The sequence below is a fragment of the Peptococcaceae bacterium genome (genome assembly GCA_024655825.1).
GTDB lineage: Bacteria > Bacillota > Peptococcia > DRI-13 > PHAD01 > JANLFJ01.
Window position 1 is genome coordinate 25,026 of record JANLFJ010000022.1, and the last position, 23,241, is coordinate 48,266.

The 23,241-nt window shown below is 50.9% G+C and carries 20 protein-coding genes; 6 read left to right on the forward strand and 14 right to left on the reverse strand.

From position 1 onward, the window contains the following. Positions 1-39: 39 nt before the first annotated feature. Positions 40-1,677, reverse strand: a complete 1,638-nt coding sequence (locus NUV48_09715) for a hypothetical protein (GenBank protein ID MCR4442414.1) — start codon at positions 1,675-1,677, stop codon at positions 40-42. Positions 1,678-1,920: 243 nt separating this feature from the next. Here NUV48_09715 and NUV48_09720 point away from each other — a divergent pair, with 243 nt between their 5' ends. Then, the gene (locus NUV48_09720) at positions 1,921-2,196 is read left to right on the forward strand and encodes a DUF1657 domain-containing protein (protein ID MCR4442415.1); all 276 of its coding nucleotides are present in this window, start codon (positions 1,921-1,923) and stop codon (positions 2,194-2,196) included. Positions 2,197-2,220: 24 nt separating this feature from the next. Here NUV48_09720 and NUV48_09725 read toward each other — a convergent pair whose 3' ends face one another. The 12 genes from NUV48_09725 to NUV48_09780 form a co-directional block, all read right to left on the reverse strand. Continuing rightward, the gene (locus NUV48_09725) at positions 2,221-3,123 is read right to left on the reverse strand and encodes a hypothetical protein (protein ID MCR4442416.1); all 903 of its coding nucleotides are present in this window, start codon (positions 3,121-3,123) and stop codon (positions 2,221-2,223) included. 108 nt (positions 3,124-3,231) lie between these two features. Next, positions 3,232-4,179, reverse strand: coding sequence for a metal-dependent hydrolase (locus NUV48_09730; GenBank protein MCR4442417.1), 948 nt, complete (start codon positions 4,177-4,179; stop codon positions 3,232-3,234). Positions 4,180-4,282: 103 nt separating this feature from the next. After that, positions 4,283-5,920 (reverse strand): FAD-dependent oxidoreductase, encoded by a 1,638-nt coding sequence (locus NUV48_09735; protein MCR4442418.1) that lies wholly within the window; start codon positions 5,918-5,920, stop codon positions 4,283-4,285. Between the two features lie 141 nt (positions 5,921-6,061). Then, positions 6,062-7,333: a GTPase ObgE gene (obgE, locus tag NUV48_09740; protein MCR4442419.1), complete on the reverse strand. Its 1,272-nt coding sequence runs from the start codon at positions 7,331-7,333 to the stop codon at positions 6,062-6,064. Positions 7,334-7,338: 5 nt separating this feature from the next. Then, positions 7,339-7,884 (reverse strand): Spo0B domain-containing protein, encoded by a 546-nt coding sequence (locus NUV48_09745; protein ID MCR4442420.1) that lies wholly within the window; start codon positions 7,882-7,884, stop codon positions 7,339-7,341. A 108-nt stretch (positions 7,885-7,992) separates the two neighbouring features. Continuing rightward, positions 7,993-8,268: a 50S ribosomal protein L27 gene (rpmA, locus tag NUV48_09750; protein MCR4442421.1), complete on the reverse strand. Its 276-nt coding sequence runs from the start codon at positions 8,266-8,268 to the stop codon at positions 7,993-7,995. Then, entirely contained in the window at positions 8,256-8,663 is a 408-nt protein-coding gene (locus NUV48_09755) for a ribosomal-processing cysteine protease Prp (GenBank protein ID MCR4442422.1), read from the reverse strand. Before NUV48_09755 ends, rpmA begins: the two co-directional genes overlap by 13 nt. Continuing rightward, entirely contained in the window at positions 8,660-8,974 is a 315-nt protein-coding gene (gene rplU, locus NUV48_09760; protein ID MCR4442423.1) for a 50S ribosomal protein L21, read from the reverse strand. The genes NUV48_09755 and rplU overlap by 4 nt, the downstream gene beginning before the upstream one ends. Before the next feature lie 153 nt (positions 8,975-9,127). After that, a complete protein-coding gene (locus NUV48_09765) occupies positions 9,128-10,630 on the reverse strand; it encodes an Rne/Rng family ribonuclease (protein MCR4442424.1) in 1,503 nt (500 codons plus the stop codon). A 57-nt stretch (positions 10,631-10,687) separates the two neighbouring features. Then, positions 10,688-11,374, reverse strand: coding sequence for a TIGR03936 family radical SAM-associated protein (locus NUV48_09770; protein MCR4442425.1), 687 nt, complete (start codon positions 11,372-11,374; stop codon positions 10,688-10,690). Next, positions 11,358-13,256, reverse strand: coding sequence for a TIGR03960 family B12-binding radical SAM protein (locus tag NUV48_09775; protein ID MCR4442426.1), 1,899 nt, complete (start codon positions 13,254-13,256; stop codon positions 11,358-11,360). The genes NUV48_09770 and NUV48_09775 overlap by 17 nt, the downstream gene beginning before the upstream one ends. 239 nt (positions 13,257-13,495) lie before the next feature. Further along, positions 13,496-14,230 (reverse strand): M23 family metallopeptidase, encoded by a 735-nt coding sequence (locus tag NUV48_09780; GenBank protein MCR4442427.1) that lies wholly within the window; start codon positions 14,228-14,230, stop codon positions 13,496-13,498. Between the two features lie 176 nt (positions 14,231-14,406). On the opposite strand from NUV48_09780, the gene NUV48_09785 reads away from it, so the two are divergent. The 5 genes from NUV48_09785 (at position 14,407) to glnA (ending at position 21,046) form a co-directional block, all read left to right on the forward strand. After that, positions 14,407-16,827: a homocysteine S-methyltransferase family protein gene (locus NUV48_09785; GenBank protein ID MCR4442428.1), complete on the forward strand. Its 2,421-nt coding sequence runs from the start codon at positions 14,407-14,409 to the stop codon at positions 16,825-16,827. Between the two features lie 155 nt (positions 16,828-16,982). After that, positions 16,983-17,558 carry an ANTAR domain-containing protein gene (locus NUV48_09790; GenBank protein ID MCR4442429.1) on the forward strand — a complete coding sequence of 192 codons (576 nt, stop codon included), beginning with the start codon at positions 16,983-16,985 and terminating at the stop codon, positions 17,556-17,558. 327 nt (positions 17,559-17,885) lie between these two features. Next, positions 17,886-19,235 carry an ammonium transporter gene (locus NUV48_09795; protein ID MCR4442430.1) on the forward strand — a complete coding sequence of 450 codons (1,350 nt, stop codon included), beginning with the start codon at positions 17,886-17,888 and terminating at the stop codon, positions 19,233-19,235. Between the two features lie 29 nt (positions 19,236-19,264). Further along, positions 19,265-19,603 carry a P-II family nitrogen regulator gene (locus NUV48_09800; GenBank protein MCR4442431.1) on the forward strand — a complete coding sequence of 113 codons (339 nt, stop codon included), beginning with the start codon at positions 19,265-19,267 and terminating at the stop codon, positions 19,601-19,603. A gap of 108 nt (positions 19,604-19,711) precedes the next feature. Continuing rightward, on the forward strand, positions 19,712-21,046 hold the full coding sequence (glnA, locus tag NUV48_09805) for a type I glutamate--ammonia ligase (GenBank protein MCR4442432.1): 1,335 nt from the start codon (positions 19,712-19,714) through the stop codon (positions 21,044-21,046). A 69-nt stretch (positions 21,047-21,115) separates the two neighbouring features. Here the strand turns inward: glnA and NUV48_09810 are convergent, their stop codons facing one another. Further along, positions 21,116-23,119 (reverse strand): methyl-accepting chemotaxis protein, encoded by a 2,004-nt coding sequence (locus tag NUV48_09810; protein ID MCR4442433.1) that lies wholly within the window; start codon positions 23,117-23,119, stop codon positions 21,116-21,118. Positions 23,120-23,241 lie beyond the last annotated feature (122 nt).

Consider the following 23,241-nt stretch of genomic DNA (forward strand, 5'->3'; position numbering starts at 1 on the left):
TCCTGCCGCCCTGATGAGCATTGCTGTGTCAACAACACATCAGGCGAATTGTCCTTTAAATTTTTTCAAGGCGCGCTTTCTGACCTGCTCCACCTTGGTGCTTCGGTCGCTCTTCATGCCTTTAATAGCGTCAAATGCTTGTGCCGAACCAAGCAGGGCCAAAGTTTCGATACCCCGGATGCGTATTTCCGCTTTCCGGTCGTTCAAGAGTTTCTTTAAATGCGGCAGGGCCTCTTCACCTATCAATGCCAGCGCGTACTTGGCAAGCGAAGCCTCGCGCCTGGGGCCCTTAAGGCTGGCTATCAAGGCTGGAATAGCCCTCACGCTTTCAATCATCCCCAGCCCAAGAATGGCCACGGCTTTGAGGGCATGCTGGTCGGACGAGAGATACGGCAGAAGAAAGGGCTCGATCTTTTCTTTGTGCTTTTCACATAAGGAAACCAGAATCTCATCCATATCCTCGGCCTTAACGCGGGACAGGTTTTGAAAGACACGCGGCAGATCTTCTTCCCTTCCCCGTTTAACCAGCTGCAGTATTTCTTCCGACGAAAGCGGTTCAACCGAAAACCCGCGTTTTTCCTGGCGGATTTCTAAAAAATTATAGACCTTTGTTTCCCTTTCATTCGTCTCTTTAGAGTGGAGAACTTTGTGGTAATAGCTTTCATAACCCGGGTGAGGCAAAAAGTGTTCCTCGAATAACTCATTGGCGAGAGCATAAAACCGGCGCGACAAATGGATGCGGGAAAGAAAGCCGTTCCGCAAAACAACCAGGGGGATGCTTTCCTCCGCAAGGGGAGATACCCAGTACGGCATGATAAACTCAGGAATCTCTTTGAGGACGTCTTCCATAATTTTACACGCGTAATCTCTGTCCCTATTCCCCGTAAATAATTCACCCGACAAATAAATGCTGTAGAACTCGGAGGGCACGTTATTTTTGTTAACCTTTACCCTTCTTCCTAACCATAAAACAACCACGTCATTTTTAATATTGGGTCTTCTGCTGTGCTGAATCCTGTGGAGGGCGTGAAGAATATGCCGCGTCACAATTTCTTCGGCTTCTTCCAAGTTGCCGGCTCTTTTCAAAAAAGCAGTAAAGTCCATGTAAAAACCCCAGGCTTTGCGCAAGAGAACTTCTTTATTGATAAAGCTGTCATCTGCCTGGTCATTTGAAAACGAAGGTAGAAGCAGTGGTTTTTGGCCGTCCATGTGGCGCTGGAGATCATAGCAAAGCATTCCCGGCAAGTATACGGTCTTTATTCCAGAGCATACGAATTCTCTTTCAAACCGGTAAATATAATATATGTTAATGCTTTTTTTCTCCAGTACACACCGGAGATTGTGGGTATCCATAGGGTTGTTCAGGTCAAAACAAAAAATGCCCTTTATTATATTATCATAATACAGTTCCAGTTCAATCTTGTACCGCTGGCTGATGTTTAAGGCAAACTCTTCATGAGCGCTGGGCATTTCCTCAATATCGTCATCATCTGATAAAAGAAGATAAAAGTCCACCTCTCCACCTGAATTCAGAGCATGGCAGGCATTTCCCTTCCTGTCAAAATGCTTGATAATCCGGCTGTGCCTGAACGGATGAAGAAAGGGGTCCTGTTGGGTAGGCGGCATGCTTAAAGAATAGACCTTTTTCTTGTTGTTTTCTTTTGAAAGGTAGCTCATATTGCCTCCGCTTTTTCGACAAATAGAATAGAAAAACATTAATTTTTATTCTTTTGCTTCAAGTTTTTTACTTCTACAAATATGAAAATTTCCCTGCAAAAGGGTAAATTAATTTTCTCTCTTCTCTTTCGTTCGAGTTTGTATAAAATGTGATTTTAATAACACATTTCCATTCATACATACTTTAAAAATGAAGATAATACAAATGAACCATTTATATTTCTCAACTGGAGGTAGGTACTCATGACAGTCGGCACCAAAATCCACCAGACGCTGGCAAGCCTTGAGGCGGCAACAGCCGAAATGAAAACGTTTGCCCTGGAAACAGAAGATAAAGCGGCCAAGCAAATGTTCAGCCAGTTTGCCCAGCAGCTGGATTCCATCTGCCATGGACTGAGCGCCCGTGTCAATTATATTGAGCAGCAAGAACCTCAATATAAAGTATTTAATAATGCCATCCAGCAGGGAAATCAGCAAAATGCACAGCAAAACAAAATGAACCAGACAAAATTGCAATAAGGGGACGAAAGGTCCCCTTATTGTTTAGAAGACAAGTTTTTCTTCATCCCTGGGCTGCTTATTGATTAATGATAAAACGGCCAGAATTGCCAGTAAAACGGCAAAAAACAGGTTCAGACAGGAAATGCCCAGGCCGAACCTGTCCATCACAAGCAGGACAGCGCTGTAAGCCAGGTACTGGCCGTATTTATTGCTATCCAGCATCTCTTTTTTAATAACAGCGATTTTTCTTTGCCTGTTTGCACTTTCTCGCTTGAGAATTGCGTCTATCTCCTGTTCCGACGGGTAAAAACGGCTCCTGCGCAATAAGCCTTTCAGTTTGCTCCCGTTGTAAAGTTTTAGATCAACGCCGTAACGCTCGCCAAGAAGGCTAGCTTTGTGGCTGAATTCACCATTGGTAAAAATGCGCGCCTTTTTAATCTCGTGCTGCCGGCAGTAATGCAGGATTTGCATAACATCCCTGGTTTCTACAAGTCCTCCGTCAACCAGGTAACGAAAAAATACGCCCGTTTTCTCGTTTTCATAAAGACCTGTTAAAACATCTCCTTGCAGTTCCATAGAATTAACGGAATACATGCGGCCTATTTCTTCTTTCAACGCTTCCATCACTTCATGGTGGTCCGCCTTATCGATTCTCCGGTTATACTCACCTTCAGCCAGCTTTTGACGATATTTCGCAATTAACCTGCGGATTTTGATTTTATTCAAGAAGCAGATACCTACAACCAGGATGAAAAAGACCAGAGTCATACTACACACAGCCTGCCGGTAAGTGTCGGTGTTGTGGAAAACAAAAAACCCGGTTGCCGTAAAAATAAGCAAATGGTTGAATATCCCGGCGCCGCGAGGCCTTCGCTCCTGGCTCAAACAAAAATCCCTGAGCAACCGCCTTTCTTTCCATCCAGCATACCACTTTTTCCATCTCACAACCAAATAACCCCCTGTCTCCAGTGTGACCAGTTAATCTCCAGGATATTCAAATGAGCCGCACCGCCCCGCAGGTTTTAAACGCATAAACACACCACAAAGGCGTGTTTACGCGTTCAACTCTATTCGCCTGGAAAGGCTGAATGGCTGCAAGACTGCTTCTTCCACTTTCAAGTCCCGGTCCAGCACGAGTGTTCCGTTATGCAAAAACCTTTCCTCGACCAGATAACGCAGGTCCATAAAATGCCCCACGTATTTGTCTTCCACCACATCGCACTCGACATGATAAAAAGGCGTAAAATCGCGGAAAAACCTGCCCAGCACAGACTCCTGCATCGCCATCCTCAGGTCGCCTTTCGCGGGGTGAAGGCGGCGCACTATTTTGAACTTTCTTTTTAAAACGTTGACGGTTCCCACCACGTTCTTGCCGGGAAAGCGCATAATAAAGTTCCAGACAAAGAAGTAGCGCATGGAAGGCAGGATGTAAATCCTGGCTTGCGGGTACCGGCGAGCCAGGCGCGATTTCACCATGCGGTGAGCCCAAAGACGCATTAACCATCGTATAAAAAGATAAATACCTATAAGCCCAAGCGCAATAAGGTTATAACGAGCCTGTTCCCCCGCGGCTGCCAGCAAAACGCACAAGCCAAAAATAACCGGATCAAAGATCAGCAGCAGGTTGAAGGACCATTTTTCCTTTTTAAGCGGCCAGAGGAGATTAACCCCGTAAGAATTGAACAAATCAAGCAGGCTGTGCGAAAGCGCCCCGAAAAAAGCCCAAAATACCAGTACATTGAATCCCTGCTCCGGATAAAAAGGGGCCAGGACAGCCCCGGTGACCAGGGCTAGAAAAGCAAGTCCGGGCAGTGAATGAGACATTTTGCGGTGCTGTTTCAAATAGGCGTAATCGCCCCAAAAACGGGCTGCAATGTCCACGTCCGGGGCGATCGCACCCAATGTGCTCGCCATCATAATCCCGTTGCTTAACGAAAAACCTGATCCCGCTTTGCTTCCAATAACCAGTCCCGCCAAGGCATGAGTTACCGGGTCCATCATCCTGCTCCTTTGTGGCCATAATTAGCCCGAACAATACCGGGCCGGATAACCCGCAGCAGTCATTATAACATACCTTTTTGCAGATAATAACTGGTACTTGTTGCTACTGCATACTCATCATATAACCGCTGTACCCGCCGCTTAAGTTATAGACATCATACCCTTTTTGTTTGAGAAAGCGGTAAGCGACATATGACCTGTAGCCCACACCGCAGTACAGGACGATCTTTTTCCTTGAATCCAGCTCCCGGTAGCGCTGGCGCAGTTCATCAAGGGGAAGGTTTAGCGCCCCTTTCACAGAGCCTTTCTCATTTTCCGCCGGCGTCCGAACATCAACTACCGTGACTTCTTCTTTTTCCAGCATTTCTTTAAGCTGGGCAGGTGTTACGTGCCGGACATCCCCCCGCAGGATATTGGCAGCCACCATGCCGGCCATTATGGCCGGGTCTTTGGCCGAAGCAAACGGCGGTGCATACGGCAAATCAAGGTGTTCCAGGTCAAGTACGCTGAGATTAGCGTAAACAGCCACAGCCAGAGCGTCAATTCGCTTGTCCACACCTTTCCAACCCACTCCCTGGGCTCCCAGGACCCTGCCGGTGTGTTCCTCGACAACGATTTTAATTATCATGCGTCTGGCTTCTGGATAGTAAGTGGCGTGATCATGCGAAGGGGTATAAGACACATAACAGTTCATCCCCAGTTCCCTGGCTTCTTTTTCGCTCAAACCGGTACGGGCTGCCGTCAGCTCACCCACTTTTATGATGGCCGATCCCATGACCCCCTTGAACAGGAGTTTACCGCCCGCGGCATTGGCTCCGGCAATTCGCCCCTGCTTGTTGGCGCTCCCCGCCAGCGGTATTCTTACTTTTTTACCCGAAACCAGGTGTACGGATTCAACAATGTCGCCCGCCGCGTAGATGTCGGGATCGCTGGTCAGCATTGTGGCATCGGCAACCACTCCCCCGGCTGTCCCAACAGCAAGTCCCGCTTTACGGGCCAAATCGAGACGCGGCTTTGCGCCGATGGCCAGTATGACCATCTCCGTCTTAATCCTCGTGCCGTCTTCCAGGATAACCTCTTCCACTTTGCCGTCGCCAAGTATGGCCTGCAGTGAATTCCCCAGGCAGATTCTCAAGCCCATATCCTTAAGGTGCGATTCAAGCGGAAGGGAAAACTCCGGATCGAAATTGGGAATGAGTTGGGGCATTTTTTCCACCAGCGTGGTAACAAGACCCCTCTTGAGAAGCGCTTCCGCCGTTTCCAGGCCAATGAATCCGCCGCCTACTATCACCGCGGATTTAAGCCCCTCCTGAATGTTTTCTGTAATCTTCTCCACGTCGGGTACTGTAAAAACAGCATGCACCTGCGGCAGGTCAACTCCAGGCAGCGGCGGAATGATAGGTTCGCTTCCGGGGGCCAGGATGAGCTTGTCATATGTCTCTTTTACCGTTTCTCCAGCAGCCTTGACGGTTACTGTTTTCCCCTGCGGGTCTATATCCGTAACCTCGTGGTTAATGCGAACATCAATATTAAAACGTTTCTTAAAAAGCTCGGGGGAAACAAGAATCAGGGATTCTCTTTTCTGGATTTCGCCCCCTACGTAATAGGGAAGCCCGCAGTTGGCGAACGACACGTACGGACCTTTCTCCAGGATAACGATCTCCGCCTCCTCGTTAACACGCCGTGCTTTGGTCGCGGCGGATGCCCCGGCCGCCACCCCGCCCACGATGACAATCTTCATTTCTCCATGCTCCTTTCAAGTTGATTAGCGCTAATTTTTCTGCTAATTATTATATATCAATTATACGATATGAGGAAACTTTTTGCACATGTTTTCACAAATTTTGGAGAATAACAAGACCTGCCTCCATTGCAGGTCCTGCTAGTCGACAAAGTCGAACTCCAGCCCGTTGATGCGGACGACATCGCCGTCCCGCGCTCCTTTCTCCCTTAATGCATTCTCTACGCCCATTTTGCGCAGGATCTGGAGGAACCTCTTTAACGCCGCCTCATGGCGCAGGTTCGTCCTGGATAACAACCTTTCGACCTCTCGGCCGGTTACAACCCAAACGCCGTGTTCATTGTTAATTTCAAAAGGTTCACCCCTTTCAACCCTAACAACGCGCATCTCTTTCTCGCCTGTGGGCAGCGGTTCTTCCGGAATTTCATCCAGCAGGGCCGCAGCCCTGCGCATCAATTCCCTTAAGCCATCTCCGGTAACCGCGGAAACAGGGTGGATTTCGTACTTGCCGCCCAGCTCCTTTCTTAACCTTTCCACATTTTCCGCCGAACCCGGCAGATCCGTCTTATTAGCCACAATCAACTGGCGGCGCGATTTTAAAGCAGGGTTATACAGTTCCAGTTCCTGATTGATGACCTTGAAATCATCCAGCGGATCGCGTCCTTCTGAACCGGAGACATCCAGCACATGAAGTAAAAGCCTTGTCCTTTCCACGTGGCGCAAGAAGCGGTGCCCCAGGCCGACTCCCTCACTGGCGCCTTCCACCAAACCTGGTATGTCGACCAGAACAAAACTCTTTCCCTCTTCCACGCGCACCACACCCAAGTTAGGGTCTATAGTCGTAAAATGATAGTCTGCTATTTTCGGCCTGGCGGCAGAAACACGGGAAAGGATGGTGGACTTGCCCACATTGGGGAAGCCGATCAGCCCCACGTCGGCGAGTAATTTTAATTCCAGTTCAAACCATGCCTCTTCTCCCGGCTCCCCGTTCTCCGCATACTCGGGAGCCTTGTTAACCGGTGAGGCAAAACGCGCATTCCCCCGTCCCCCGCGGCCACCCCGGGCAGCAACGAAAACCTGGCCGTGCTCCAACAGGTCGGCCGCTACTACTCCCGTCTCCGCCCTTTTGACGACCGTCCCTACAGGAACCCGCACAATCAAGTCCTCTCCGTTGGCCCCATGCATGTTCTTACTCCCGCCGTGTTCGCCTCGCTCTGCCTTATAATGCCTTTTATAACGGAAGTCGACAAGGGTACGCAGGCCCTCGTCTGCCTGGAGAATGACGCTGCCGCCGTCTCCACCGTCACCCCCAGACGGGCCTCCCTCCGGGACGTATTTTTCACGGCGAAAGGCCACCATGCCGTTTCCGCCGTCACCGCCTTGGACATAGATCCTGGCATAGTCATAAAACATAGGATTCAGGCCTTTCTTTTTATTATCTCCAGTAAAATAAGGTTTTCTTCCTCTTTTTTTACCAAAAGCGCGAACCGCCCCCGGAATTTTTTCTGCAGCCTGCATACCGCTCCCAGCACTTTACCAACAGACGCGCTTTTTGGAGAAAACACCTCTATGTAAACCGAAGGTCCTCCCGTTACCTGCAAACGGGTTTTCAGGTTCTTCTCCGGGATTTCTTCCCCAAGCACAGTCAGCAGTTTCTGCAAAAGACGGGTCAGGATAATATCGTCCTCTTCCCAGGCGCCCAGGTCATCTTCGATCTCCACAGCAAAGAAAACCCTTTCGTTGTGAAGAGAAGTAAGAAAACAGGTTAAAAGAGACTGGAGAGCAGGCAGTTTAATCCTGGCCAGCGAATGGAATCCTTCCAGCGATGCAGCCGCCTTCCTCACATAATCGCGCGCTTTGTCCTCCTGTCCCATCTGGAGATACCCTAATATAACCTGGAGGTCATTCATAAAATCATGCCGCAAAGTCCTGTGGGCCTCAAGCATTTGTTGAAGAAACGCCACTTTCTTCTCACATCCCTTTTCTTTTTTTATTGCCTGCATATGTCGCAGCGTTCCAGATACGCAAAAAAGTCCCGGATTTTAGCCCGGGACTCTATCCATCAGATTTGTTTAAGCGTAAACGCTGACCTGTTTTCTTTCCTTATCCTTTCGCTCAAATTTAACGTGACCGCTGATTAAGGCAAACAGGGTATCATCTTTTCCTCTGCCCACGTTTTCGCCGGGATGGATCTTTGTGCCCCTCTGCCTGACCAGGATATTACCCGCATTTACAAACTGACCATCGGACCTTTTTGCTCCGAGCCTCTTCGCTTCGCTGTCCCTGCCGTTCCGGGAACTGCCGACACCTTTTTTATGAGCAAAAAGCTGCAAATTTATTTTGAACAGCATTTGGTCCACCTCCTCTTTTTTACTTTAAGATAAGTTCCGTACTCCTCGGCGATGCTCTCCAATCCCAGCTCCATTGTGCGGATTATCGCCTGCGCCAGGCTCATTTCTTCCGCGGGAAGCTGGTCCGGAAGCCAGCATTCCAGGTACCCCTCATTGTCAATTTTCCAGCCAGGCTTTTGGCTGAGATGGGCATCAAGCCCCAGCAAAGCTGCCTGAGCAAGCGCAGAAACGCTGGCACAAACCAGGTCATAACCCGGCTCGGCCATCCCGGCATGCCCCTCGATCACGTAACCCTTGATCAGCCTCTTTTTTCCCCCGCCGGCTTCTCTTCCGGCGTTATACCCCTCTGGAGCACAACCCGGTTCCACATAATAGATTATGGCTTCGATCATTTTGCTTCAATCTTTTCAACAATGACCCTCGTATAAGGCTGCCTGTGGCCGTGCATCCGGCGATAGTTTTTTTTGGGCTTGTATTTGAAAACCAATATTTTCTCGCCTTTGCCGTGTTCCAGCACTTTCAGGACAACTTTCGCCCCTTCCAGCACAGGTCTGCCTACGTCAATTTTACCGTCCTTAACTACAGCCAAAACACTGTTTACCTCCACGGTTTCATCTATGCCGGCATTTAGCTTCTCGACCTGAAGGATGTCTCCTTCCCGGACTTTGTACTGTTTTCCGCCAGTTTCAATAATGGCATACATTACGTTTACACCTCCCTGACCTGTACTCGCCAGCCACCAGGCAGCGGCGCGGGTTCACACCCTTGCCCAGGGCCGCATTTGAGCCCGTGGTGAGCGGTTTGGCAGGCACGCGACGCCTACGATAGTTAATTTTATTACATCAATCCCCTGATGTCAACAAGTATCGAATTCAATTAAATCTTGAACAGCCCTTATTTCGTATTTTTCAAGCATAAACTGTTCTTTTGCCTTTATAACAAGGCTTTTCCCGAGTTCCCTTTCCAGTTCTCGCTGCCTGTCCCCGTTCGGTCCGGTTAAAAGCGCCGTAACCAGCGGGTGCGCAGTTACTTCCAACGTCCCGGCAGAAGTGACGGCAGCCTTTTCTCGAAGCTCCTTTCGCAGGGTAAGAGAGATCGTTTCTTCGGAAACAACTCTACCTTTCCCCTCGCAGCACGGGCAGGTCTTTTCAAAAATACTGCTTAATGACAGCCTCGCTTTTTTCCTGGTCATTTCCACCAGACCCAGAGGCGTAATCCCCAAAACATGGGCTTTCATTTTATCCTTTTTCAACTCTTCTTCCAGGATGCTGATGATTTCCTCCCGGTGAGCGGAATTCTGCATGTCGATGAAGTCGATCACGATGATTCCCCCAATGTTGCGCAGCCGCAGCTGCCTGGCAATTTCCCGGGCGGCTTCGGAATTCGTTCTGAAAACCGTATCGGCCAGGTCGGTGCTTCCCGTATACTTCCCGGTGTTCACATCAATGACCGTCAGGGCTTCCGTTTCGTCAATGACAAGGTACCCGCCGCTTTTTAACCAGACCTTCCGTCTTAAAGCCTGGGCGATCTCGTGGTCAACGGCATATTTCGCGAAAAGATCGGCCGTATCGCTCAGGAATACTTTTCCTTTAAGATCAACACCCATCACCTCTAGGAACTCAATAACCCTGTCCATCACTTCCCGCGAGTTCACCCTGATCTTCTTGACATCATCGCTGAAAACGTCTCTTAAAATACGCTGGACCAGTTCAAGGTCCTTATGTATCAATGCGGGCGCTGAAACACGCTTTGCTTTCAGTTTAATTGCCTGCCAGATCTTCATCAGGCCTTCAATGTCCTGTTTAAGCTCTTCCACAGCGGCTCCTTCGGCCGCCGTTCTGACAATTATTCCCATATTTTCCGGTTTTATTTGCCATGCGGCTGCTTTAAGCCGTTCTCTTTCCTTTTCATCGTTAATACGCCTTGAAACGCCGATATAATCAACGGCCGGCACCAAAACTAGGTAGCGACCAGGTATGGTCAAATGGGTGGTAACCCGGGCCCCCTTTGTACCCGCTGCTTCCTTGGTTATCTGGACGACAATTTCCTGGCCTTCTTTTACGACATCGCGAATACTTGGATGAACCCCATCTCTTAATTGTTCGACATTGTTTTCCTCTTGCCAGTTGGAGCAGGCAAGGGCGTCTTCAACAAATAAAAAGGCGTTTTTTTCCATTCCAATGTCTATAAACGCGGCCTGCATTCCGGGAAGCACATTCCTGACAATCCCTTTATAAATATCTCCCACTAACCTGTCATTGGAACCTCTTTCCACGTAAATTTCCGCCAGTCTCCCCTCTTCAAGCACAGCTACCCTGGTCTCACAGTCAGCTGTTTGAACCAATATTTCTCTACCCATATCCCGCCTCACCATCCAAAAAAAGCGTCATACACATTCAGCCTCGAGTCTAATCTCTTAGTCCACGGGTGTTTTTATCCCCTCATCATCTTTAATAAAGAGTCCTATTCTATGAATACTCAATCGATCCCCCAGCGGGATATTCCCTACCCGGGCCAACATTTCCACAACTTCCTCCGGTCTTACATTTCTTTCACTTCCAGTCCGGATATCCATTTCAATTACAAGTATTTCCCCCCTGGGTTCCGCCTTCAGAGAATAAATACCTTCTTTAATGTTCACCTGTCGTTTTCCCTTTTTTCCCTCGCGGACCACATTAAAAAATGGTTGTGACACAGCCCTGGCGACAGCCAACTCCAGTTCTTTTTTCCCTAGAGGTAAAAGCAGCTTTGTTTCTACCACATAGCGGGCCATGTTTATTTGAGCCGCAAGGCTTTTTCCCTTGCTTACAAGCCTTTTCACGCCCAAAATTTTTATCCCTGGCGGCATGGCGCAATCCAGCTTTTGCCTGATCAGGGAAAGCGGGACCTCTTCCCTTAGCTCTACGTCGAGGTATTCCCCGTCGCTGGTTACGCCCACAGCCAGGGCAGAGGCGTACGAAACCCGGGGATGAGGATTATATCCCTCGCTGAAAGCCAGAGGCAGGCAGGCCCGGCGAAAAGCCCTTTCCATAGTTCTCAACAGGTCAAGGTGGGAAAGGAAACGGCCAGCCGCGGTTTTAGCATATTTAATTCGAAGCAGCATGGCTTTTCCCCTCGCTCTTTAAAACCTTATCCACTTCCAGGACCTGGCAAACGCCGCACAAAACGCAGCTTTCAAAACGACAGTCGCCCGTAACGGCAGTTTGATAAGCCTTTTCCCTTTCTTGCCAGAGGTACTTTTTGGTCACTCCCATATCCAGGTGTTCCCAGGGCAGCACATCTTCATAATTCCTGGCAGAACAGGCAATTTCGGCCGGCTCAATCCCTTCCTCTCTGAATGCTTCCAACCAGGCCTGCCAGTTAAAGTGTTCCGTCCAGCTGTCAAATTTGCAGCCTTTTTGCCAGGCTTTCATCAAAACGGCGCTCAAACGCCTGTCTCCTCTGGCGAAAACGGCTTCCAGCAGGCTCAGCTCGGCCTGATGATAATGATAAGCGATTCTCCTGTCCCTAATTCTTTCTTTTAAATACTGCTGTTTTTCCCGCAGCCGGTGAAGATTGTCCTGGGCTTCCCACTGAAAAGGAGTATGGGCTTTAGGCACAAACGAGGACACACTGACAGTGATTTTTGGCTGCCTGGAACCGCTCTTTTCGCGTAAGATCTCCAAACCGCTGCGCAGCACCCTGCGGGCCAGTTCGGCAATGCCGTCAAGGTCGGCTGTTGTTTCAGTGGGCAGGCCAATCATAAAATAAAGTTTGATCTGGGTCCAACCGGCGTGAAATGCCGCCGCGGTCACTTCCAGCAAGTCCTCTTCCGTGACTCCCTTGTTTATAACATCACGCAGCCGCTGTGTTCCCGCCTCCGGAGCAAAAGTCAGGCCCGTTTTACGCACGCGCTGCACCTGCCTGGCCAGTTCCAGGGAAAAGGAATCTACACGCAAGGAAGGAAGGGATACCCCGACCTTTTCTTTCTCGTACTTATCCAAAAGCCCTTTTACCAGGGATTCCACACAAGTGTAGTCACTCGTGCTCAGCGAAGTGAGGGATATTTCGTTGTACCCTGTCCCGGCCACCAGTTTCTCCGCCTGTTTTTCCAGAAGTGCACGGCTTCTTTCCCGTACTGGCCTGTAAATCATACCCGCCTGGCAAAACCGGCATCCCCGCGTGCAGCCGCGCAGAACCTCAAGCATGACCCGGTCGTGAACCACTTCTATATACGGTACAATTGGGTTCAAGGGGAAATAGGCCTCATCAAGATCACGCACCACCCGTTTAACCACGCGGCTGGGAGCCGCTGTTTCGATAACCCTAATCTCTTTTAGGACGCCGCCTGCCAGGTAAACAGGCTCATAAAAAGCAGGCACGTAAATTCCCTCAAGGCGCGCCAGTTCTTTGAGGAGGGTTCTTTTATCCTGCCTGCCGCCGCGTTCCAGGCGGTGGCGGGAAATAAGCTCGAAGACTTCCAGGATCGCTTCTTCGCCCTCTCCGAGCACGAAAAAATCAAAATAATCGGCAATTGGTTCAGGGTTAGAGGCGCACGGCCCTCCTCCCATAATGAGGGGATAATCGTCATTCCGGTCCTTTGACCTGAGCGGTATCCTGCCCAAATCAAGCATATTAAGGATGTTGGTGTAGCTCATTTCGTACTGCAGCGTAAACCCGATACAGTCGAAGTCGGCAATAGGCCGGCAGGATTCCAAGCTGAAAAGTGGAATATTTCTCTCTCTCAGGGCCTTTTCCATATCCGTCCACGGCGCAAAAACCCGTTCCATCAAGTAGCCGGGCTGGTCATTTACCAGGTGATAAATAATGCTAAGACCCAGGTGAGACATGCCCACCTCGTACAGGTCGGGAAAAGCGAAAAGGCTTCTCAGTTTAACCGCGGACCAGTCCTTTTTCACAGCGTTGTACTCGTTGCCGACGTAACGCAGCGGCTTGAGCACTCCGGGTAGAATCTCGCTATCCAGAATGCGTTTAATCTCTTCCATGCGCAAAGTCCTCCCACAGCGCCCACGGCTTCATCTCTCGCCACCAGCTGTTTCTCCGATTCATTAACTATTGTACCCTTATAATATACAATTATTTCTAAATCATGGCAACGACCCCACTCCCAAAATCTTTTCCTCTTCTCCGCTGTTACGGCCGTAGAATTAAAAAGACCGCATTAACGCGGCATTCAAGCAGTTATTGGCGCGGCCACGGCCAGGACCTGCACTGCACCTATATTTTAAGTTTTATCCGCAGCCGGAAGAAAAAGTTTTGTCGGGTCCAGCGGTTCGCCCTGCTGCAATACCCTGAAATAAAGCTGAGGTCCGGCAGCTTTGCCGGTTTTGCCAACCTTGGCAATAACCTGTCCCGTGAGAATGCTGTCGTTTAAATTCACAAGTATCTCCTTGCAATGGCCGTATGTAAAAACAAGCCCGCCTTCGCTGGTGATTTCTATTGTCCTCCCTATTTCCTCGTCATTGGCGAGCCTGGTGACAACTCCCCGGAACGCGGCCTTAACAGGCGTTCCCTCCGGAGCGGCAATTATTATCCCGTCATTGATTCTCTGGGCCGCACCCGTACCGGTAATTCCGCCGAAGGGACCGGTTACCTGGCCTGAAACGGGAACAGCCAAAGAGACCTGGTTCTGAGAAAAACTTGAGGCTTCAAAAGCCGCCCGATCAAATGTATCTCCCCACAAACCTACTTCCGAAAAAAACTTGAGCACCGGCGTGATACTACAGTCTTCTGTAAACCAGGCCCTTATCCTGGCCTGAACAGGCTGCAGCGCGGGTGTATCAACCTGGAAAACGGCCCAGATCAAGAAAAACAGGACTAAAGAAATGCCGCTCTGCCACAAAATGCTTTTCCAGGCTGTTCTTTCCCTGCTGCGTTCATGCAACGGCTTTTTTTTCCCATAATTCCCATAATAACGAGAAACTGACGGCCGTTCCCCTGGTTCCCATAACTTCCCCATGAAAACCACCCTCATAAACCATTTTTAACTAAAATATATTGTCCCAACCTCAATAATATGACTGATGAAATGATTTATCTGCCGCAAACATAACACAGGCCAGGGCAATTGACTTCCCCGCCATCTACGGCTAAAATGATTGAAACAAGATTATCCGGTTAACGGAGGTGTTTATATTGTCTGGTTTTTTAGATAAACTGCGCGAACAGGTGCTGATAGGAGACGGGGCAATGGGCACCATGCTGGCCGAACAAGGTCTTGGCCGCGGCGAAAGCCCGGAACTGTGGATGCTTGCACATCCCGAAGAAATAAAAAAGATTCACTGTTCTTACCTTGAAGCAGGCTCACAGGTTATACAAACCAACACCTTCGGAGCCAACCGGCTCAAACTTGGGGAATACGGCGCATCCGATAAGGTAGCGCTCATCAATAAGAAAGCAGCCAGGCTGGCCAGAGAGGCCGCCGGGAAAAAAGCCTTTGTAGCCGGGATCGTTGGCCCTACCGGGCACTTTCCCGCCCCATTGGGCGACATTGAGTGGTCGGAGCTCGTGGATGTTTTTGGTGAACAAGTAACAGCCCTGGCGGAAGGCGGCGTTGACTTCATCTTCCTCGAAACTTTCTCCGACCTGGGAGAAATCAGGGCAGCCCTTTTTGCCGCTAAAACCATGACCTCCCTGCCTGTGGCCTGCTCAATGACATACAGCGGCGGCCGGACCCTTACCGGCACCTCTCCCGAGATCGCGGCTACCGTTTTATCCTCCCTGGGCGCCCAGTTGATAGGAGCCAACTGCTCAACGGGTTCCCGTGAACTGCTTGAAGTGATGAAATCTTACCGGGCAGCCACCCGTTTGCCTCTCCTGGTGGAGCCGAATGCAGGCATGCCCGAATTAATAGGCGGTAAAACGGTATTTCGGGATACCCCTGAATTTATGGCTTCCTATGCGGAGGCTTTTCGCCAGGCGGGAGTAAACCTTATCGGCGCTTGCTGCGGGAGCACGCCCCGCCACATTGAAGCAATAGCCAAAGCCCTCACCTCCCGGCAGCCCGTTTTTCCACCTTCTACCAGCACACCTGTTACCCGGCTGGCCAGCCGTTCCTGCCTCGTATCCCTCGGTCCCGGCTGCCTCCCCGTCCTGATCGGCGAAAGAATTAATCCGACCGCAAGGTCCGCTGTTGCAGGTGCCCTGCGCAAAGGAAACTGGGCGTTCATCGTTCAGGAAGCGACCGCCCAGGTGGAAGCGGGCGCCCAGCTCCTGGATTTTAACGTGGGAGTTCCCGGCCTGGAAGAGGATTCCCTGCTGAAAGACGGGGTACAGCAGCTTCAACAGGCGCTTGATGTCCCCCTCGTCCTCGACTGCACACGGCCCGAAGCGCTGGAAAAAGGGCTGAGAGAATTCCAGGGCAGGGCTTTAATCAATTCAGTAAACGGCGAGGAAAAAAGCCTCTCCGCAATCCTTCCGCTGGCTAAAAAATACGGTGCCGCTGTTATTGGACTTTGCCTTGATGAAAAAGGCATCCCCGAGAGCGCCAAACAGCGCCTGGCCATCGCCGAACGAATTGTAAACCGCGCTTTCGAACACGGCCTGGCCAGGGAAGACGTTCTCATCGACTGCCTGACGCTCACCGCCGCAACTTCTCCCGCCCAGGCCATGGAAACCATACGCGCCGTCTCGCTGGTGAAAAAGGACCTCCGTGTCGCCGTCGTCTTGGGTTTAAGCAACATCTCCCACGGCCTGCCGCAGCGTTCCTGGCTCAATGCCGCTTTTCTCGCCCTCGCCCTTGGCGCCGGGCTGGATGCCGTCATCGCTAATCCTGCCGACAGCAGAATCACGGAAACCCTTGCTGCGGCGTCCCTGCTTGCCGGCAGGGACAAAGGAGCCCAAAACTATCTTTCGGTTGCCGGCCGCGCCGTGTCTTTGCCGTTGCAGGCACCCCCGCCCGGCAAAAAGGAGGACATCTCTTTAGATCATCTTCAATCGCTGGTCTTTCACGGCCAGGTAGAAACAATCGTCCCGCTTTTAAAGAAGCTCCTGGAAACCGAAGAGCCGTTGAGCATCATCAACCGAGGAGTCATCCCGCCCCTGGAAAAAATGGGCGACCTTTTTGCCAGGGGAGAGGTTTTTCTACCCCAGCTTATGCTGGCCGGAGGCGCGGCCAAACAGGCACTCGCTTTTCTCAAGAAACACCTGCCCGCGCAGGCATCTGGGAACAAGGGGACCGTCGTGATCGGCACGGTAAAGGGAGATATCCACGACATCGGCAAGAACATCACGGCCGCCATGCTGGAAAACCACGGGTACAGGGTAATAGATTTAGGTAAAAACGTGCCCGGCGAAAAATTTCTCGCCGCCGCAATACAGGAAAAGGCAGGCATTGTGGGGCTTAGCGCTTTAATGACTACCACCATGGTGGAAATGGGGCCCATAATCCGGATGATCAAAAAAGCGGATAGCAGGATCAAGGTTATTGTGGGAGGCGCTGTCGTCACCGAGGAATATGCCCGGTCCATAGGAGCGGATGGCTACGGCAAAGACGCTGTCGCCGCCGTAAAACTGGTGCAATCCTTATTTAAAGAAATAGAAAACATCGAGGCATGATAAATCACTTTTACCTAAAATCCTTGACACTCTCCACAAAATTCCATATATTAAAGGATAATATCCAGGTAATTCAAGCCAAAATGTTGCCAGGGAAATCAGCCGGTGTCCCAACGGCGAATTCTTGTGTTTTACCTTTATAGGGGAGGTTCTTTATGGTCACGGTAATGGTTTGTTGTTCAGATACAAAACGCCGCAACAGGATTACCTCCCTTTTGCAGTCCATGGGCCTAACGGTTGTAGCGGAAGCATCCGACGCCCATCAGGCCTTGCGGTTGGTCCGTTCCTCCCAGCCTCGCCTCGTCGTGTTTGATATTGAAAGGTACGATTACTCCGAGATGGACACCGCCTCCCTTATCGCCAGGGAAAAGCTGGCCCCCGTGATACTGGTCACCGTTCCCCACCAGCAGAATGTGATTGACGCTATTAAAGAGGAATACGTCATGTCCTACGTGGTAAAACCGCTCAACAAGTGGGCGTTGGAATCCGCCGTTAATACCGCCCTGGCCAACTTTAACAAGATGGAACAAAAAGAATCCGAAATCAAAAAACTCAAAGAATCACTGGAAACGCGCAAACTCGTGGAGCGTGCAAAACACATCATCATGCGCGACCTTAAACTCTCTGAAGCCGAAGCGTTCCGGCGCCTTCAAAAACAGAGCATGGACAAGGGAATACCCATGAAAGAACTGGCCCAGGCCATTCTTCTGAACGAGGAACTCAAAAAGTAGCAAATAGATCAGCTGTGGGAAGGCTCTTGACCTGCAGAAACCGCTATGCCGCCCCGGCTCATCAGGTTTGATGACCCAGATATACAATATATTTTCGCCGCGGCTCTTGAATTTTAAATACATTGCCGCTAAAATGAAAAGCGATACGAAGGCGTATCCTTTTTAGGACAAAGGCGTCCATAGACAGGCAGAACCGGTCTGTGGGCGTTTTTCATTGTTTCCTTAACAAACAAACGGTTGAGAACGAAGGCGTTCTCGGCGGGAAAATCCTGTCCGGGAGCGCCTTTGTTTTTATAAATAATATAATGAAAGGAGAAATAAAAAACCATGAGAAAAAAATCACTGTCAACCTGCTTGCTTTTACTTTCTTGCGCCGCTGTCTTTCCCTTTCCGGCGCTGGCCGCCGAATCATCCGTCGACCCGGGCGACACCACGTTTATCCTTATCTCCTCCGCCCTGGTTATGCTGATGACTCCAGGCCTGGCTCTCTTCTACGGCGGGATGGTTCGTAAGAAAAATGTGCTTAGCACCATCATGCAGAGCTTTTTCATCATTGCTCTCATATCCGTCCAGTGGGTTCTGGTAGGCTACACCTTAGCCTTCGGCCCAGATAAGGGCCACCTGATAGGCTCTTTTCAGTGGCTCGGCTTCCGCGGCGTGGGTATGGACCCCAACCCTGATTACGCCGCAACAATACCCCACCAGGCTTTCGCCGCCTTCCAGTTAATGTTTGCCATCATAACACCGGCCCTGATTACAGGAGCATTTGCCGAGCGCATGAAATTTTCGGCGTTTGTTCTGTTCACCCTCTTCTGGTCAACATTCGTTTATGACCCGCTGGCTCACTGGGTCTGGGGCGTGGACGGCTGGCTCAGAAACCTTGGAGCCTTGGATTTTGCCGGGGGTACCGTGGTTCACATCAGTTCAGGCGTCTCCGGTCTCGTGGCCGCTTTCGTCCTCGGTAAAAGAAAGGGGCACGGTTCCGGTTCCTTGACCCCCCATAATATACCCATGACCGTTATGGGTGCAGGGTTGCTCTGGTTCGGCTGGTTCGGTTTCAACGCTGGGAGCGCCCTGGCTGCCGGAAGCCTGGCCGCAAGCGCCTTCATTGTTACCAATACCGCAGCGGCGGCCGGCGCAATTTCCTGGGTGGCTTGCGAAAAGGCCCGCAACGGCAAAGCGACTGTCCTTGGCGCGGCCAGCGGAGCTGTGGCAGGACTTGTGGCGATCACCCCGGCTTCCGGGTTTGTAGGTCCCCTTTATGCCATTTTAATTGGGCTAGCCGCGGGTGCTTCCTGTTATTTAGCCGTGGCCGTCGTAAAAGCCAAACTGGGATATGACGATTCCCTGGATGCTTTCGGTATTCACGGGGTAGGAGGCGTCCTGGGTGCCCTGGCCACCGGTATCTTTGCTTCCACGGCCATTAACGAAGCCGGCGCAAACGGGCTTATCTTTGGAAACCCGCAGCAGCTGGCGATACAGGGCCTAGCCGTGCTGGTCACCATCGTTTTCGTGGGTGCGAGTACCTTCTTGATTTTGAAACTTGTCTCCTTCCTCTGTGGCGGGCTGCGGGTCAGCGCCAAAGAAGAGGATGTCGGCCTCGACCTGACCCAGCACGGTGAAGACGCGTATGACAGCGCAGGTCTTGGCACCAGCGCGCTTTATTCCACCAATTAATATTAAAAGTAAAAGGAGGTTTGAACTCGATGAAAAAAGTCGAGTGTATCATCCGCCCGACCAGGCTGGATGAAGTCACCAGCGCCCTGAACAAGTTCGGAGTGCACGGGATGACCGTAACCCAGGTCATGGGCTGCGGGCTGCAGAAAGGCCGTCGGGAAGTATACCGCGGGACGGTCTATGACATTCAATTGCTCCCCAAGCTAAAAATAGAAATCGTTGTTCCAGACCATCAAGTGGATGAACTCGTAAAAATTGTCACCGGCAATGCCTGGTCGGGGGAAATCGGGGATGGCAAGATTTTTATCTATGAGATCGAAGATGCCATCCGCATCAGGACCGGCGAGCGAGGAGAGGCCGCCATCTAAACGCGACTTTCTTGTTATGTGCTTGCAAAAACATATCCCTGTTGCTAAAATATACCTAATGTACATTCATTCTTAGCACATGAATCCACATTAGGGAGGGTAACCGGTATGCAAAGGCTTAGCAAAGAGGATATAGTCCGCCTGGTCTCAGAAAACAATGTCAAATTCATCCGGCTGCAGTTTACCGACATCATGGGCGTCCCCAAAAATGTCTCCATAACCGTCAAACAGCTGGAGAAAGCCTTGAACAACGAGTTGATGTTTGACGGTTCTTCCATCGAAGGCTTTGTGCGCATTGAGGAATCGGACATGTATCTTTATCCCGATCCCGACACCTTTGTCATTTATCCCTGGCGCGCTTCTGAAGAAGGAGGAGTGGCCAGGTTAATATGCGACATCTATAACCCTGATGGAACGCCTTTCGCCGGAGACCCGCGCTTCGTCCTGCGCCGGGCGCTCAAAGAAGCGGCCAGCATGGGATATACATTCAATGTCGGTCCTGAAGCGGAGTTTTTCCTCTTCCATACCGCCCCCGACGGTTCCCCTACAACCAATACCCACGACCGGGCCGGGTATTTTGACCTTTCGCCAATTGACCTGGGAGAGAACGCTCGCCGCGATATTGTGCTAACCTTGGAAAAAATGGGCTTTGAGATAGAAACTTCTCACCATGAAGTAGCTCCTGGCCAGCACGAAATTGATTTCAAATACTCCGATGCCCTGAATATCGCCGATAAAATCATTACCTTCAAAATGGTTGTACGCATCATTGCTCAACGCCACGGCCTGCATGCCACTTTTATGGCTAAACCCATCTTTGGCGTAGCCGGCAACGGAATGCACATGAATCAATCCCTCTTTAAGGACGGCCAAAACGCCTTTTACGATCCCGAGGCCCCTGACCAGCTCAGCGAAACAGCAGTACACTATATCGCCGGCATCCTCAAGCACGCCAGGGCCATCACCGCTGTTACCAACCCGACAGTCAACTCTTACAAACGCCTGGTTCCCGGCTATGAAGCGCCGGTCTACATTGCCTGGTCCTACCGCAACCGCAGTCCTCTCATTCGCATACCGGCAAAAAGAGGCCTTTCCACCCGGATCGAGCTTCGCAATCCCGATCCCAGCTGTAACCCGTACCTGGCCCTGGCCGTAGTGCTGATGAGCGGGCTGGACGGTATAAAAAACCGGCTTAAGGCCCCGGCTCCCTGCGACCGCAATATTTACGAAATGACCCCCGTGGAGCGCTGGGACCTGGGAATCGGCAGCCTTCCCGGAACACTGCAGGAAGCCATTGAGGAATTGTCAAAGGACGAGGTCGTAAAACAAGCCCTGGGGCCGCATGTTCTTGACCGTTACCTGGAAGCCAAGATCCGCGAATGGGACGAATACCGCACCAGGGTACACCAGTGGGAACTGGACAGGTATCTCTCGATATATTAAAACAAATTGCGCACCACCACCACCTAAAAGGCTGGAACATTCTGTTCCAGCCTTTTAATCCACCTTTTTTCACACCTTGAATTTTTGGACCATCGAGTTTAAATTTTCGGCCATTAGCGTTTGATTCTGGGCCGCCTTGGCCACATCGCCCGCCGCCGTCGCTGACTGGGCCACGCTTGAAGCTATTTCCTGCGACCCGCTTGCCGCCTGCTCGACAGCCTTGGCCACCGAACCGATGGCCTCATTGACCTGGTTGATCGAAGCCATGATTTCCTCGGCACCGGCAGCGAATTCCTCTACAAGGTCCCCCATTATTTCCGCATCATCCCGGTACTGCCGTCCAGTTACGACCAACGTCTCATAATCTGCAGCGACCTTGTTATTGATAAATTCGAGAATATCGCTGGCGTTCGCCGAGAGGTTTTCAAACGCGCCTTTAACCTGCTTAATAACCCTTTGAATGTCACCGACCGTCCGGGACGACTGTTCGGCAAGTTTTCTCACTTCCTCCGCCACTACGGCAAAGCCGCGCCCTTGTTCGCCCGCCCTGGCCGCTTCAATCGCGGCGTTGAGAGCCAGCAGGTTTGTCTGGTCGGCGATTTCCGAAATCGCATCGGTCATTATAACGATCTCTTCCACCACCCTGCCTTCCTCGATAACCCGGCGAATGCGCTCCTGCTTCTCCTCATACATGCTCCTGGCCAGTTCCCTGGATTTTTCCGCATCCTCTCTCATTTTCTGGGCCTTTTTCTCGATTTCCTGAACAGTAAGGCTCCCCTCCCCGGCTTTTTTAGCCAATTCGGATGCGGACCGGGTTATCTCCTGCCCGGAAGCGGCGACTTCTTCTGCGGAAGCGCTTGTTTCCTCCATCAGGCTGGCAATTTCCTGCGTGCTCGCGTTAATTTGCTGGACCGACGAACTCAGTTCCTCCGAGTATGCCGCCATTTCCTCGGACGTGGCGGCCAGTTCCCCGGCGCTTGTCAAGGCCTGTTTCACGATCGCCGCCTGGTTGGCGATCATTTTATTGAACGATTCCCCGAGGACCTCGACTTCATCCCCGGTTTTTATTTCCGACCTGATGGTCAAATCGCCGTTTCCCGCTTTTTCCATCAGCCGCTGCAGCTGCTGAACCGGTCTTACTATGCCCGAAGTGATGAAAAAGGCCAGGACAATAGCAATGACAAGGGCTGCACCGCCGGTAACGGTGATTATCCTCCCGATCTGCACAGCTGCAGCCATGTATTCATCGCAATTCGCGGTTACGGCTACCGACCATTCCCCTACCGGTCTAAAAGCCAAAAATTTATTGATGCCTTCATAGGTGTAAAACCCGCTGGAGGATTCGCCGGCGGTCATCTTCTGGGCCAACTCTCTTAAACCGGCGCTCTCCGATTGGAGCAGGTTTTCGGTCATCACTTTTTCCTTTTTGGGGTGATAAATCAGTATCCCCTCCCTGTTTACCATAAAAGCATACCCGTTTTCGCCAATTTTGACCTCCGAAACATACCTGGTAATCTTTTTAAAATTGATGGTTCCGACAAGCACTCCCACCACCTGACCGTCTATTAACAGGGGATTTGCTAAAGCGATCACAGGATTGCCGGTTATTTTGGAGACGATGACATCGCTCCTGCTCTTTTTCCCTGCCAGCGCTTGGGTGACGTAATACCTGTCTGTCAGATCAAGGTTTTCCTCTTGCTTTGAATCGGTTATTATCCCGCGCGCTATATTATCAACAAGGACAAGATTCTCCAGCATCTCGCCTTTCTCTTTACGGGCTTCTGACAAATACTGGTATGCCTCAAGCCTGCTCGACTCATCGCCGGCCGCAGCCTGCGCCAGCACCGTGGCCTTGCTAAGAGCCGCCAGGTATCCTTCCACCCCGTCCAGCACCTGTCCCGTCAGGTCAGCCGTCAGCTTGGCCGTATTGTTCAACTCCTGTTCAATTGTTACCTGCAGGGTGGAAGAAGCCCTGGAATACGAAAGGTAACCCAAAACAACCATCGGTACAGTAAGAAGAATCAAAAAGCTTGAAACCAGCTTTACCCTCAGACTGCGCATTTTTATTCTCATCCAAACAAACCCTCCTCTATTTATTTTTCACAGCTTTTCTATACCGGCCGGCAAGAACTGTCAAGAACTACCCTGAAAACCATAGACCGTAAAAAGGCAACACAAAAACAAGACTGCGGAAA

Coding starts and splice junctions, on each gene's coding strand:
- NUV48_09730 (MCR4442417.1), bottom strand. CDS start 4,179: ATGATGGACCCGGTAACTCATGCCTTGGCGGGACTGGTTATTGGAAGC.
- NUV48_09775 (MCR4442426.1), bottom strand. CDS start 13,256: ATGGAAGAGATTAAACGCATTCTGGATAGCGAGATTCTACCCGGAGTG.
- NUV48_09755 (MCR4442422.1), bottom strand. CDS start 8,663: ATGATCGAAGCCATAATCTATTATGTGGAACCGGGTTGTGCTCCAGAG.
- NUV48_09790 (MCR4442429.1), top strand. CDS start 16,983: ATGGTCACGGTAATGGTTTGTTGTTCAGATACAAAACGCCGCAACAGG.
- NUV48_09795 (MCR4442430.1), top strand. CDS start 17,886: ATGAGAAAAAAATCACTGTCAACCTGCTTGCTTTTACTTTCTTGCGCC.
- NUV48_09770 (MCR4442425.1), bottom strand. CDS start 11,374: ATGCTGCTTCGAATTAAATATGCTAAAACCGCGGCTGGCCGTTTCCTT.
- rplU (MCR4442423.1), bottom strand. CDS start 8,974: ATGTATGCCATTATTGAAACTGGCGGAAAACAGTACAAAGTCCGGGAA.
- NUV48_09735 (MCR4442418.1), bottom strand. CDS start 5,920: ATGAAGATTGTCATCGTGGGCGGGGTGGCGGCCGGGGCATCCGCCGCG.
- obgE (MCR4442419.1), bottom strand. CDS start 7,333: ATGTTTTATGACTATGCCAGGATCTATGTCCAAGGCGGTGACGGCGGA.
- NUV48_09715 (MCR4442414.1), bottom strand. CDS start 1,677: ATGAGCTACCTTTCAAAAGAAAACAACAAGAAAAAGGTCTATTCTTTA.
- NUV48_09780 (MCR4442427.1), bottom strand. CDS start 14,230: ATGGGGAAGTTATGGGAACCAGGGGAACGGCCGTCAGTTTCTCGTTAT.
- NUV48_09810 (MCR4442433.1), bottom strand. CDS start 23,119: ATGAGAATAAAAATGCGCAGTCTGAGGGTAAAGCTGGTTTCAAGCTTT.
- NUV48_09765 (MCR4442424.1), bottom strand. CDS start 10,630: ATGGGTAGAGAAATATTGGTTCAAACAGCTGACTGTGAGACCAGGGTA.
- NUV48_09800 (MCR4442431.1), top strand. CDS start 19,265: ATGAAAAAAGTCGAGTGTATCATCCGCCCGACCAGGCTGGATGAAGTC.
- glnA (MCR4442432.1), top strand. CDS start 19,712: ATGCAAAGGCTTAGCAAAGAGGATATAGTCCGCCTGGTCTCAGAAAAC.
- NUV48_09720 (MCR4442415.1), top strand. CDS start 1,921: ATGACAGTCGGCACCAAAATCCACCAGACGCTGGCAAGCCTTGAGGCG.